Annotated in this window: 12 protein-coding genes; 5 read left to right on the top strand and 7 right to left on the bottom strand. The window is 57.6% G+C overall.

Going from position 1 to position 13,493, the window contains the following annotated elements:
- Positions 1-199: 199 nt before the first annotated feature.
- The 3 genes from lon to clpP form a co-directional block, all read right to left on the bottom strand.
- Entirely contained in the window at positions 200-2,617 is a 2,418-nt protein-coding gene (lon, locus tag ACQZ6D_RS01255; protein WP_003512645.1) for an endopeptidase La, read from the bottom strand.
- Positions 2,618-3,029: 412 nt separating this feature from the next.
- A complete protein-coding gene (clpX, locus tag ACQZ6D_RS01250; protein WP_003512644.1) occupies positions 3,030-4,307 on the bottom strand; it encodes an ATP-dependent Clp protease ATP-binding subunit ClpX in 1,278 nt (425 codons plus the stop codon).
- A gap of 291 nt (positions 4,308-4,598) precedes the next feature.
- Positions 4,599-5,231, bottom strand: a complete 633-nt coding sequence (gene clpP / locus ACQZ6D_RS01245) for an ATP-dependent Clp endopeptidase proteolytic subunit ClpP (RefSeq protein ID WP_003496491.1) — start codon at positions 5,229-5,231, stop codon at positions 4,599-4,601.
- Positions 5,232-5,686: 455 nt separating this feature from the next.
- Here clpP and ACQZ6D_RS01240 point away from each other — a divergent pair, with 455 nt between their 5' ends.
- Complete coding sequence (locus tag ACQZ6D_RS01240) at positions 5,687-6,934, top strand: GGDEF domain-containing protein (protein WP_065704702.1); 1,248 nt, start codon at positions 5,687-5,689, stop codon at positions 6,932-6,934.
- An 85-nt stretch (positions 6,935-7,019) separates the two neighbouring features.
- Positions 7,020-8,273, top strand: a complete 1,254-nt coding sequence (locus ACQZ6D_RS01235; RefSeq protein ID WP_065704705.1) for a cytochrome P450 — start codon at positions 7,020-7,022, stop codon at positions 8,271-8,273.
- Between the two features lie 58 nt (positions 8,274-8,331).
- Here the strand turns inward: ACQZ6D_RS01235 and ACQZ6D_RS01230 are convergent, their stop codons facing one another.
- The 4 genes from ACQZ6D_RS01230 to ACQZ6D_RS01215 all read right to left on the bottom strand — a co-directional run bounded on the left by ACQZ6D_RS01230 (position 8,332) and on the right by ACQZ6D_RS01215 (position 11,151).
- Positions 8,332-8,700, bottom strand: a complete 369-nt coding sequence (locus tag ACQZ6D_RS01230; RefSeq protein WP_003512641.1) for a cupin domain-containing protein — start codon at positions 8,698-8,700, stop codon at positions 8,332-8,334.
- Between the two features lie 15 nt (positions 8,701-8,715).
- On the bottom strand, positions 8,716-9,999 hold the full coding sequence (locus ACQZ6D_RS01225; RefSeq protein ID WP_003512640.1) for an O-acetylhomoserine aminocarboxypropyltransferase: 1,284 nt from the start codon (positions 9,997-9,999) through the stop codon (positions 8,716-8,718).
- A 73-nt stretch (positions 10,000-10,072) separates the two neighbouring features.
- On the bottom strand, positions 10,073-10,507 hold the full coding sequence (locus ACQZ6D_RS01220; protein WP_025593243.1) for a CoA-binding protein: 435 nt from the start codon (positions 10,505-10,507) through the stop codon (positions 10,073-10,075).
- A gap of 497 nt (positions 10,508-11,004) precedes the next feature.
- Positions 11,005-11,151, bottom strand: a complete 147-nt coding sequence (locus tag ACQZ6D_RS01215) for a hypothetical protein (RefSeq protein ID WP_162163069.1) — start codon at positions 11,149-11,151, stop codon at positions 11,005-11,007.
- 239 nt (positions 11,152-11,390) lie between these two features.
- Here ACQZ6D_RS01215 and ACQZ6D_RS01210 point away from each other — a divergent pair, with 239 nt between their 5' ends.
- The 3 genes from ACQZ6D_RS01210 (at position 11,391) to rpsI (ending at position 13,413) form a co-directional block, all read left to right on the top strand.
- Positions 11,391-12,227: an EamA family transporter gene (locus ACQZ6D_RS01210; RefSeq protein ID WP_065704708.1), complete on the top strand. Its 837-nt coding sequence runs from the start codon at positions 11,391-11,393 to the stop codon at positions 12,225-12,227.
- Between the two features lie 251 nt (positions 12,228-12,478).
- Positions 12,479-12,943: a 50S ribosomal protein L13 gene (gene rplM, locus ACQZ6D_RS01205; RefSeq protein WP_038490710.1), complete on the top strand. Its 465-nt coding sequence runs from the start codon at positions 12,479-12,481 to the stop codon at positions 12,941-12,943.
- Between the two features lie 2 nt (positions 12,944-12,945).
- On the top strand, positions 12,946-13,413 hold the full coding sequence (gene rpsI / locus ACQZ6D_RS01200; RefSeq protein ID WP_003512631.1) for a 30S ribosomal protein S9: 468 nt from the start codon (positions 12,946-12,948) through the stop codon (positions 13,411-13,413).
- Positions 13,414-13,493 lie beyond the last annotated feature (80 nt).

Below are 13,493 nucleotides of genomic sequence, written 5' to 3'. Positions count from 1 at the left end.
GAATCGCCTGAAAAACAAGGGGTCTGCGGGGTTTTTCACAAAAAAGGCCGACATTTCTGCCGGCCTTTCCCTTAAACGTGCCAATTTCGCACCAGTTCTGCGAGCATCAAAGAAGCATCGCGCCTTTCGGCATCTAACACATTGAATCTACGCACAGGTGTCGCGAAAACCGATTCTGGCTTTCACAACCACTTGGCAATCAATGTGCGATCGTCTGTCCGCCCTCGTCGACACCGTCGACAGTTGCGATAACAGGCGTTTCGATGCTGCCGTCCCACTCGATTGGCTCGGGCATGCGAAGCAGCGCGTGCTTGATGACCTCACCCATGCGAGAAACCGGGATGATCTCCATCTCGTTCTTCACATTATCAGGAATATCCGCCAGGTCCTTGGCGTTTTCTTCCGGGATGAGCACCTTCTTGATGCCGCCGCGAAGCGCCGCAAGCAGCTTTTCCTTCAGGCCGCCGATTGGCAGCACGCGACCACGAAGTGTGATCTCGCCCGTCATCGCCACATCCTTGGAGACCGGGATACCGGTCATGATGGAGACGATGGCGGTTGCCATGGCGACACCGGCAGACGGTCCATCCTTCGGGGTAGCCCCTTCCGGAACGTGAACGTGGATGTCGCTCTTGTCGAAACGCGGCGGTTCGATGCCGAAGTCCACGGCGCGCGAGCGGACATAGGATGCCGCTGCCGAAATGGATTCCTTCATCACTTCCTTGAGGTTGCCGGTGACCGTCATGCGGCCCTTGCCCGGCATCATCACGCCTTCGATGGTGAGCAACTCACCGCCGACTTCCGTCCATGCCAGACCGGTGACGACACCAACCTGATCCTCACGCTCGGCCTCGCCGTGGCGGAACCGCGGAACGCCCAGATAATCCGGGACATTGGCTGCGGTGACTTCCACGGACTTGACCTTGCCCTTGATGATCTCGGTCACGGCCTTTCGCGCAAGCTTCATCAACTCGCGCTCGAAGCTGCGCACGCCCGCCTCGCGGGTGTACTGCTGGATCACGATCATCAGAGCGTCGTCGCTCACCGAGAACTCTTCCGGACGCAGGGCATGTTCCTTGATCGCCTTCGGCAGCAGGTGACGCTTGGCGATTTCGCGCTTTTCGTCCTCCGTGTAACCGGCGATGCGGATCACTTCCATACGGTCCATCAGGGGACCTGGAATATTCAGCGTGTTGGCCGTGGTCACGAACATCACGTCGGACAGGTCGTATTCCACTTCAAGATAGTGGTCCATGAAGGTGGAGTTCTGTTCCGGATCGAGCACCTCCAGCAGTGCGGAAGACGGATCGCCACGGAAATCCATGCCCATCTTGTCGATCTCGTCGAGCAGGAAGAGCGGATTGGACTTCTTGGCCTTCTTCATCGACTGAACGATCTTGCCCGGCATGGAGCCGATATAGGTACGGCGATGACCGCGGATTTCCGCCTCATCACGCACACCACCCAGCGCCATACGCACATATTCGCGGCCGGTCGCCTTGGCGATCGACTTGGCGAGCGAAGTCTTGCCGACGCCGGGAGGACCGACGAGGCACAGGATCGGGCCACGGATCTTCGAAGCGCGAGCCTGCACGGCCAGATATTCAACGATGCGTTCCTTGACTTTGTCCAGACCGAAATGATCCTGATCGAGGACCGCCTCGGCGCTGTTGAGATCAACCTTGACCTTCGACTTCTTGCCCCAGGGCAGGCTGAGCAGCCAGTCCAGATAGTTGCGCACGACAGTCGCTTCCGCAGACATCGGGCTCATCTGGCGAAGCTTCTTCATTTCCGCCTCGGCCTTATCCTTGGCCTCCTTGGAAAGCTTGGTCTTGGCAATGCGCTCTTCCAGTTCGGCCATCTCGTCACGGCCATCCTCGCCGTCGCCGAGCTCCTTCTGGATCGCCTTCATCTGTTCGTTCAGATAATATTCGCGCTGCGTCTTCTCCATCTGGCGCTTGACGCGCGAGCGGATACGCTTCTCGACCTGAAGCACGGAAATTTCGCCTTCCATGAAGCCGAGCGCTTTTTCAAGCCGCTGCTTCACGCTGACGGTTTCCAGCATTTCCTGCTTTTCGGTGATCTTGATCGACAGGTGCGACGCAACAGTGTCGGCCAGCTTCGAATAATCGTCGATCTGGCCGGCAGCGCCGACAACCTCGGGCGAAATCTTCTTGTTGAGCTTCACATAGCTCTCGAACTCCGAAACAACGGAACGCGACAGCGCCTCGATCTCAACCGGGTCTTCCGCAGGCTCCTGCAGCGGCGTCGCAGACGCTTCGTAGAAATCCTCGCGGTCTGTATAGGCCTCGATCTGGGCGCGACCCTTGCCTTCCACAAGCACCTTCACGGTGCCGTCAGGCAGCTTCAGCAGCTGGAGAACGTTAGCGACCGTGCCGACCTTGTGGATGGCTTCCGGGGACGGATCGTCATCGCTGGCGTTGATCTGGGTAACAAGCATGATCTGCTTGTCCGAGCCCATGACCTCTTCGAGAGCGCGAATGGATTTTTCCCGCCCGACGAACAGGGGAACGATCATATGCGGGAAAACGACAATGTCGCGCAGGGGAAGTACCGGATAGATACCGCCGGATGCCGCAGACGTGATGTTCGTCATATCATTTCCTTTCATGGTCCCTTTCAGGACACTTTGCCTGACGTCTTGGGGCGTCCGGCATATTCATTTCTCGAGACTGAAAGTGGAGTTTCGGAACGCCGATTTCAAGTCACCGGAAGAGACGACCCCGCGCAACGGCACGGCCGTAAAATTCAAACAAATACAGCGCCGGCTATTACTCCCGACATTTCCGGTTATCCCACAGGATCAGGAACCGGGTCGCCGACGGTAATTCACATTTCCGTCATATCGCGCTGCAAATCAGTTTTAAGACTTTATCAGCAAAGCGCAATCCGCTCCAAACGCAAAATCGGGTTACTCCAAGTTAGCGGCAAGTTTCGCACCTGCCACAACAGAAAAGGCCCACACGAGTGCGGGCCTTTTGAATTCATCAAAGCGTCGGATCGGTCAATCAAGCCGAAACATTGGCCTTTTCTTCCTGACGATCCGCATAGATGTAGAGCGGGCGAGCGATGCCGCTGACGACATCGTTGGAGATCACCACTTCGCGCACGCCTTCCAGCGTCGGCAGTTCGAACATGGTATCCAGAAGGATCTTTTCCATGATCGAGCGCAGACCGCGGGCACCCGTCTTGCGGGTAATCGCCCGGCGGGCAATCTCGCGCAACGCGTCCTCGTGGAAGGTCAGTTCCACATCTTCCATCTCGAACAGACGCTGATACTGCTTGACCAGCGCGTTCTTCGGCTCGGACAGGATCTGGATCAGCGCATCCTCATCAAGGTCCTCCAGCGTCGCCAGAACCGGCAGACGGCCGATGAATTCCGGAATAAGACCGAATTTCACCAGATCTTCCGGCTCCAGTTCGCGCAACACCTCGCCAACGCGGCGATCGTCTTCCGCCTTGACGGTCGCACCGAAGCCAATCGAGGTCTTTTCGCCCCTGGCCGAGATGATCTTGTCCAGGCCGGCAAACGCGCCGCCGCAGATGAACAGGATGTTGGTCGTATCCACCTGCAGGAATTCCTGCTGCGGATGCTTGCGGCCGCCCTGCGGCGGAACGGAAGCGACCGTGCCTTCCATGATCTTCAGAAGCGCCTGCTGAACGCCCTCGCCCGACACGTCACGCGTGATCGACGGGTTATCCGACTTGCGGGAGATCTTGTCGACTTCGTCGATATAGACGATGCCGCGCTGGGCGCGCTCAACATTGTAATCCGCAGCCTGCAACAGCTTGAGGATGATGTTTTCCACGTCCTCGCCGACATAACCGGCTTCGGTCAGCGTCGTTGCGTCTGCCATCGTGAAGGGAACGTCGATGATGCGGGCGAGCGTCTGGGCAAGATAGGTCTTGCCGCAACCCGTCGGACCGACGAGCATGATGTTCGACTTCGCAAGCTCGACATCGCCATTCTTGGAGGCGTGCGCGAGGCGCTTGTAATGGTTGTGAACGGCCACCGACAGGATCTTTTTCGCCTGCTTCTGGCCGATGACGTATTCGTCGAGGATCTTGATGATGTCCTGCGGGGTTGGAACACCCTCGCGCGACTTCACCATCGACGTCTTGTTCTCCTCGCGGATGATGTCCATGCACAATTCGACGCATTCATCGCAGATGAATACCGTCGGTCCGGCAATGAGTTTCCGGACTTCGTGCTGGCTCTTGCCGCAGAATGAACAATAGAGTGTATTCTTAGAGTCGCCGCCGTTGCTGCCGCTGACTTTGCTCATATCACTTTCCTTCCAGCACGCCGCAGGTCCGCCAAACGGATCGCGGTCAACTTACCGCCCGCCGATACGGCCGCCCTTGGGTGCATCGCCGTATCCGCCTCGTTTCCCGGGGTACTAACCGGTATCAGATACATGAGCTGACAACCGGCTGCAACGAATTCCCCATCAAACCAAAGGCCACGTCATAAAAATTCAACACAGCCTTTATATATACTAATATCGCTTTCTGTTGCGGTTGAAAGCCCCGAAATTACTTTGCGGGGTTAAACAACCGTCAAAAAGCGTCGCGCCTTAATTCGCGGCGGCGCCTTCCATTTCCTGGCGCGAGGTGAGGATCTTGTCGATCACACCCCAGTCCTTGGCCTCGTCGGCATCCATGAAGTGGTCGCGATCAAGGGTTTTTTCAACCTCTTCCAGCGTACGGCCGGTGTGCTTCACGTAGACTTCATTAAGGCGACGCTTCATTTTGATGATGTCGCGGGCGTGACGCTCGATATCCGAAGCCTGCCCCTGGAAGCCGCCGGAGGGCTGATGCACCATGATGCGGGCGTTCGGAGTTGCGAAACGCATTCCCTTTTCGCCAGCGGCCAGAAGCAGCGAGCCCATGGATGCGGCCTGGCCGACGCAAAGCGTAGAAACGGCAGGGCGGATGAACTGCATCGTATCGTAGATCGCCATGCCGGCGGTCACGACGCCACCCGGCGAATTGATGTAGAGCGCGATTTCCTTCTTCGGGTTTTCAGCCTCGAGGAAAAGCAGCTGCGCGCAGACGAGCGAGGCCATCTGGTCTTCCACCGGTCCGGTGAGGAAAATGATGCGTTCCTTGAGAAGACGGGAAAATATGTCATAGGAGCGTTCGCCGCGATTGGTCTGCTCTACGACCATCGGCACCAGAGCCATGGCGGTATCAACTGGATTTTTCATGTCCGTCCTTTGTCAAACTCTGCCCTTCGCGGAAAACCGCTCCGGAATCACTTCTAACCTTCGTTCTCCCTACATAGAGTGTCCCTGCCCGGTACTTCAAGACACGAAGCCGCATATCCTTAACGGCTCAACAGCGTTTACGGGCGTTTTCCACCCGCGGGGTAACGGCTATGGACAAGCCGATGCCAACCGGACCATTCTCTGTCGCCCGCATTATTTTTTAACAGGAGCAAACCGCAAACGCAAAAACCGGTGTGTTGCCCAGATATAACTTCTCACTGGCAAGAACTCGTTAGGTATTTGCGGCTGATACTACGCCCGCGAATTTCCGGTTTCCCGTCAGGGGGCGGGAGCCTCTTTTGAGGCGAAATGGCATCTCCACCAATTCGGCGGGCATTGCGCACATCGTGCCGCGAACCGCTTTTACGGCATGATAGCGCAGATAGGATTTTGCAATGCTGGATGCAAAGACGGGCATGCTGCTTTGGGCGTCGGAAACGCTGACCCTTGCCCTGCTGCTGGGAACCCTGTGGCTGCACCGCCCTGCCCGCCGGCACAATATCTATTTCGCCGCCGGTTTTGCCGCAACGAGCGCCGGCACGGTGATGGTGGCGCTGCGCGGCGATATTCCCAACTTCCTGTCGATCGAAGTCGGCAATACGCTTGCCCTTTCGGCCTTCAGTTTCTGGCTCGCCGGTCTCCTGTCCTTCGAACAGCGCAAGACCGCCGGCTGGATCGCCATTCCGGCGCTGTTATGGGTGGCGGGCATGCTGATCGGCCCCGTACGCGAAAACATGGTCCCGCGCATCCTGCTCTATCACATCTGTGCCGCCACCGGTTATTTCATGCTGGCCGGCATTCTTCTGGCCAGCAAGGCACGCGCGTCATTCAGCCGCAAGGTGCTGGCGGCCACCTTCATCGTGCAGGCGTTTTGCGGGGCGCTCGTGGCGTCCATCGTCATTCCCGTCAACGCCGCCGCCCCCAACGCCATTCCGCTGACGGCAGCGCTCGCCTTTTCAGGCATTCTCGGCTTTACCATCATCGTCATGATGAGCGCCAAGATCATCATGGAAGACACGGAAACCCGCCTGCACCGGCTGGCCATGACCGACCACCTGACCGGCGTCCTCAACCGGCGAGGGCTGCTTGAAGAGTTCGAACACATCAAAAAAAGGTCGCCCGGCTCCAGCCGTTACGTGGCGCTGGCGCTGTTTGACATCGACCATTTCAAGAAGATCAACGACAAATACGGCCATCAGTCGGGAGACGCGGTGCTTGTGCATTTTTGCAATATGGCGCAGCGGGTCATCGGTGAGCGCGGCCTGTTCGTCAGGATGGGCGGAGAAGAATTCGCGCTCGTCGCCGAAGTGGAAAGCCCCTCCAGCACCGTGACGCTTGCGGAAGCCATCCGCAGCAACCTGCGCCTTTCGAAGATCAGCGCACGCGGCGAAAACATCGAGGTCACGACCAGCGTCGGCATATCCGAAGCCATGATCAAGGATGCGGATCTGAGCGTGATGATGACGGAGGCCGACCGCGCGCTTTACGCGGCCAAGAAGGCCGGCCGCAACCGCACCGTGATCCACGTCAATTCAGCCAATGTTGTCGTCCCCTCTCCGGACCGGGACGAAAACCCGATGGACAACAATGCCAACCGGCAGGTTGCGGCGCTGAACCGGATAGCGGCCATCGCCAACCGGTGACAAAGTAACCGCACAGTGACATGCGGATAAACACACGAAACGGCATTTTCACGCCCTTCCCAAAGTGCGGCGCGCGGAATAAACCATGGACATGACAGCGACATTTCCCTTTCTCAAAATCGATCCCGCCACGCGTCGTGTTTCACTCGATGCCCGCAATCCGGCTTTCTACAACGATCCGAACCCGGTTTATGCTGCCCTGCATGCCCAATGTCCCACTTTCTATTGGGAAGAGCAGCGGCAGTGGTTTTTCACCGAATACGACCATGTCAGCGCCCTCCTGCGCGACCGCCGGTTCGGACGGCAGATCCTGCATGTTGCGAGCCGCGAGGAGATCGGTCTGGCAGAGCCGCTCGAGCATGTGAAGCATTTCGACGCCGCAGAGCAGCACTCGCTTCTGGAGCTGGAGCCGCCGGAACACACACGGCTGCGCACCCTCATCAACCGCGCTTTCGTTTCGCGGCATGTCGACAAGATGAAGCCAGAAATAGAGGAACTCGCCAACCGGCTGATCGACGCCTTCGAAAGAAACGGCGAGACGGAACTGCTTTCTTCCTATGCCGATATCATCCCGGTCACGATGATCGCGCGCATGATCGGCATTCCCGAGGAAATGGGACCGCAGCTTTTGAAATGGTCACATGCCTATGTCGGCATGTACATGTTCAAGCGCACGCCCGAGGACGAGCTTCTGGCCGACAGGGCCGCACATGAGTTTTCAGACTATGTGCGCAGTGTGATCGCGGAGCGCCGGGCGGAGCCGAAAGACGATCTGCTGAGCCACATGATCCATACGGAGCACAAGGGCCAGTATCTGACCGACGACGAGCTGATCTCGACCACCATCGTTCTGTTGAACGCCGGGCACGAGGCGACGGTGCACCAGATCGGCAATTCCGTGCGCATCATTCTGGAAAGCGGCATCTCGCCCGACACACTTTTCCACGACGAGACGGCAACGGAACGCACGGTGGAAGAAACGCTGCGTATCTGCGCGCCCGTCCATATTTTCCAGCGCTGGGTTCTGGAGCCGGTCGAGATCGATGGCGTGGAATTCAAACGCGGCGACAAGGTCAGCCTCATTCTGGCGGCCGCCAATCTCGATCCGGCCAAGTTTTCCGATCCCCTGGCATTCAGGCCGGACCGAAACGAAGGCGCCAACGTCTCCTTCGGCGCCGGCATCCATTTCTGCATTGGCGCGCCGCTGGCAAGGCTGGAGCTGAACCTAGCCTTGCCTCTGCTTTTCAAGCGACTGCCGGGACTGAAGATTGCCGAGCCACCCAGGGTCAAGGACGTCTATCACTTCCATGGTCTGGAACGGCTCGATCTCAGCTGGTGACAGCCACGCCGGGAACAACCTTTATCCCGGCGATGGACCAATAGAAATCATCCGGCCCCTACAACCGGATGACATAATCCTTGCGGGTCGTTTCGACGACCTCCCAGGTTCCCTTGAAGCCCGGCCGCAGGACCAGCCTGTCGCCCGGTTTCAGGTCGCGCGGGGATCCGCCATCCTCCGTCAGGATCGAGTGACCCTCGAGAATGTTGAAATATTCCCATTCGTCATAGACCACCCGCCATTTGCCGGGTGTCGACTGCCAGATGCCGGCATAGATGCCACCGGGCGCTTCCTCCAGATTCCACGTGGTGAATTTGGGGTCGCCGGAAATCAGCCTTTCCGGTGCGGGTGCACTGTGCTCCACCTCCGCCTCGACATCACTGGCCGTAGCGGTTCGTGTATCTTCGAATGCGAGAAAATTCGTCATGACGACCCCGGTCTCTCAGAGCTTCGCAAGCGATTGTTCGAGATCGGCGATGATGTCCTTGACATCCTCGATGCCGATCGAGAGGCGCACCACATCCGGTCCGGCACCCGCCGCCGTCTGCTGTTCCGGTGTCAGCTGCGCATGTGTCGTGGAAGCCGGGTGGATGACGAGAGAGCGTGTATCGCCGATATTGGCGAGATGGGAGAAGAGTTGCAGACCTTCCACCAGCGCCTTGCCGGCGGCATAACCGCCCTTGATGCCGAAGGTGAAGACGGAACCAGCGCCCTTTGGCGAATAATGCTGCTGGATTGCGTAGTTGTCGCTGTCCTCCAGCCCGGCATAATGCACCCAGCCCACCTTGGGGTGCGCTTTCAGCCATTTGGCGACGGCCAGCGCATTATCGGAGTGGCGCTGAACGCGCAGCGGCAGGGTCTCTATGCCCGTGAGGATGAGGAAGGCATTGAAGGGCGAGATCGCAGGGCCGAGATCGCGTAAGCCAAGAACGCGGCAGGCAATCGCGAAGGCGAAATTGCCGAAGGTCTGGTGCAGCACGACGCCGGAATATTCTGGGCGGGGCTGCGACAGCGACGGATATTTATCCGTGGCCGACCAGTCGAAAGTGCCGCCATCGACGATGATGCCACCCATGGAATTGCCATGGCCGCCGAGGAATTTCGTCAACGAATGCAATACGATATCCGCGCCATGTTCCAGCGGCCGCAACAAATAGGGGCTTGCCATGGTGTTATCGACGATGAGCGGCAGGCCGTGACGATGGGCGACATCTGCAATCGCGGCGATATCCACGAATGTGCCGCCCGGGTTGGCGAGGCTTTCGATGAAGATGGCGCGTGTGCGGTCGTCGATCTGCCGTTCGAAAGTGGCCGGATCAGCCGCATCGGCCCAGCGCACCTGCCAGTCGAAACCCTTGAAGGCGTGGCCGAACTGATTGATGGAGCCGCCATAAAGTTGGCGTGCCGCGACGAAATTGTCGCCGTGTTGCAGCAATGTGTGGAAAACCAGCAATTGCGCGGCGTGACCGGATGCAACGGCAAGTGCCGCCGTGCCGCCTTCAAGCGCTGCGACACGCTCCTCCAGAACCGCCTGGGTTGGGTTCATGATGCGCGTGTAGATATTGCCGAACTCTTTTAATCCGAACAGCGCGGCTGCGTGATCGGCGTCACGGAAGGCATAGGCCGTTGTCTGGTAGATCGGCGTCGCGCGCGCACCGGTGGTCGGATCGGGCTGTGCGCCCGCGTGCACGGCCAACGTTGAGAACCCGGGATTGCTGCTCGGCATGATGTTTCCTCCAATGATATTTTGGAGGGATCATAATGCCTTGCCGCCAAATGATAAGTCCAATCCGTACCAACTATCGCACAATATTGAGACGCGGATACTCAATTGCGGGGCAACGGTCCATCACCACGTTCATGCCGTAGGCCTCGGCCTTGGCCGCCGCATTGTCGTCTCTGACCGACAGCTGGCCCCAGATCACCGATGGCCGCTGCGGCAGCAATATCGCCTCTTCGACAATTGCCGACAAATATTCCGGCGCCCGGAACACATCGACCATATCAACGGGTTCCGGAATGTCGGCAAGCCGCGCATACACTTTCTGCCCCAATATCTCCTTGCCCGCCTGACCGGGATTGACCGGAAACACGCGGTAACCCTTGGACAGCAGAAAGCGCATGACGCCGTGGCTCGGCCGATCCGGATTGGGAGAGGCGCCAAGCAGGGCGATGGTCCTGACATCCGTCAGAATTTTTCTGAGGTAATCCGGTTCATAGGTATCATGCTGCATGTCAACTTTTCCCTCTGCCATATCGCGCGGTTCAAGGACCTCATGCGCCGGCTCGACGCTCAATGGCCCAGCGAGAATTGCCTCTCCCGCATAAATCCGCGGACGAGCTTTTCGCACCGCTTTTTTGCGGCCGCTTTCCTAAATCTAGGAACCCTCATCCTTCTCTTGAACCCCTGCCCGAATGAAAATATTGAACAAGCCGGACTCGTGGTGTCACGAAAGTACACCTAGTTTGCGCAAAATGATTTCACAAAAACACCTTAAGCGGCGTTGTGCTGAGTATTTTTATCCAGTTTTTCAAAAGCATACATTTCGATGAATATTTGCTGAAACAACATTTGCGTGCATCTTATGCGCCCTTCGTCTCCTGTTTGTTTTCATTCCGTTCACCGATGCATTAGGCGTATCTAATTTTCAGAAAGTTATTCTGTAAATCAAGTTATAGGTAAAACTGTAACGTTGTAGCGAGCCATTCAGTAATGAATTGAAACTTCTTTTCATTTTGAGCCTGCATGTGCTCGCTTGATTGATACAGTTTTATCTTCTGGATATGGGCAATTTTGAGCAGGAATAATCGCCGCAATCGGTCGCATTTTTGCAAAAAACACGTTCCACAGCAAAACCATAAGCTGTGCATCCGGCATCGGCGCGTATGTCCTGCTGATGAAATCGTGAGCACGGCCGCATATCGCCTCTCGCACAGTTACCCACTCCATCCCGCAACACGCACAAACCCGAAACTTGACACGCGTCATAATCTGCAAAGAAGCAACCGCTTACGACAGGAGGATTTGCGTCTCCCACAGCCACCACGGAAAATGGATTCCGGTTTTCAAGCCGATGCTGTAGGTTGCCTGGAATAGCCCATGAGCGAGTCTCTATCGTGACATTTGACATTCTAATTCTGGTGCTTCTGGGCGCGATATTGCATGCCGGATGGAATGCGCTGGTAAAATCCGGATCCGACAAGTCGCTGGACGCCTCGCTGATCGCGGCGGGCGCCGCAGCTTGTTCTTTACCCTTCCTGCCCTTCCTGCCGTTTCCTGCGCCGGTGGCCATTCCCTTTCTCATCGCCTCGGCCGTTCTGCAATTTGCCTATTTCCGCCTAGTCGCCGCCGCCTATACGATCGGCGATATCGGCCTCGTCTATCCCGTCATGCGTGGCGTGGCGCCGCTGATCGTCGCAGCGACGAGCAGCCTTTTCCTCGGCGAGATTTTAAGCCCGCTTGCGCTTGCCGGGATTGCCATCATTTCCGGCGGCATCCTGACGCTTGCCTTCGAGGCGCGGCGCGGCGGCGGAAAGGCGATCATTGTCGCGCTCATCAACGCCTTCGTGATTGCCTCCTACACCTTCGTTGATGGTGTCGGCGCAAGGCTTTCCGGCAATGCGATTTCCTATACGCTGTGGATGTCGCTTCTGCCGCCCGTCCTCCTCTTTGGTTTCGCCTTTTACCAGCGCGGCGTAAGCGCCGTTACGCAGCATGTGCGGCGAAACTGGTGGCGCGGCCTGATCGGCGGCGGCGGCTCCATCCTCTCCTACGGGCTGGCGCTCTACGCCATGACCAAGGCCCCCGTCGCCGTCGTCGCGGCGCTGCGCGAAACCTCAATTCTGTTTGCGCTGGTGATCTCCGTCGTCATCCTCAAAGAACGCGCCAGCGTCTGGCGTTATCTCGCTGGCGGCATCATCGCAGCGGGTGTTCTGGTCATGCGGCTGGGATGAAACAGGTGAATCTATGGGGTAAAATAATACCACATAAATAAACCATTGTTTTTATTGATTTATTTTTACAGTCAGCAAAATCCGTCATATTGACGCTTCATCCAGCACACCGTATAAGCGCGCCAGATCGGATTCCAAAGGGAATATGGTCATTTGCGGTCGCCTTCGGGTGACCAAACCAAGCAACAAGAAACGCCCGTATGCTCTTACTTTAAAAGAGGATGACGGGTCCACGTTAGAAAGTGAAATCCATGTCTACTTTCGTTCAGAAGCCTGCTGAGGTGGAGAAGAAGTGGGTCATCATCGACGCCGAAGGCCTCGTTGTTGGTCGCCTCGCCACCATCATTGCAACCCGCCTGCGCGGCAAGCACAAGGCCACCTACACCCCCCACGTCGATGATGGCGACAACGTCATCGTCATCAACGCGGAAAAGATTGCCTTCACCGGCAACAAGTACTCCGACAAGAAGTACTACTGGCACACCGGTCACCCGGGTGGCATCAAGGAGCGTACGGCTCGCCAGATCATCGAAGGTCGCTTCCCGGAGCGCGTCGTTGAAAAGGCCGTCGAGCGCATGATCCCGCGCGGCCCGCTCGGCCGTCGTCAGATGAAGAACCTGCGCGTTTACGCCGGCTCGAACCACCCGCACGAAGCACAGCAGCCCGTCGTTCTCGACGTAGCCGTGCTCAACAAGAAGAACGTAAGGAGCGCCTGATAATGGCCGATCTTTCCTCTCTGAAAGACCTCGCCCCTGCATCGGAAGCTTCTGCTCCCGTGCACGTCCGCAAGGTTGACACTCTCGGCCGCTCCTACGCGACCGGCAAGCGCAAGAACGCCGTTGCCCGCGTATGGGTAAAGCCGGGTTCTGGCAAGATCATCATCAACGGCCGCGATTTCACCACGTATTTCGCACGTCCGGTTCTGCAGATGATCCTTCAGCAGCCGATCGTTGCCGTTGCACGCACGGGCCAGTTCGACATCATCGCTACCGTTGCCGGTGGTGGTCTGTCCGGTCAGGCCGGTGCCGTTCGTCACGGTCTGTCCAAGGCCCTCACCTACTTCGAACCGGGCCTGCGCGCCGTTCTGAAGAAGGGTGGCTTCCTGACCCGCGACAGCCGCGTTGTCGAACGTAAGAAGTACGGTAAGGCCAAGGCCCGCCGTTCGTTCCAGTTCTCCAAGCGCTAATCGCTTCTCGGAACCGTTCGTTCAAAACTTCGAAAAGGCGGGGCTTCGGCTCCGCCTTTTTTCATTGCCATCCTCCTTGT

It is taken from the genome of Agrobacterium sp. 22-3639C2, from assembly GCF_053522105.1.
This window is presented reverse-complemented; position numbering and strand designations above follow the sequence as displayed.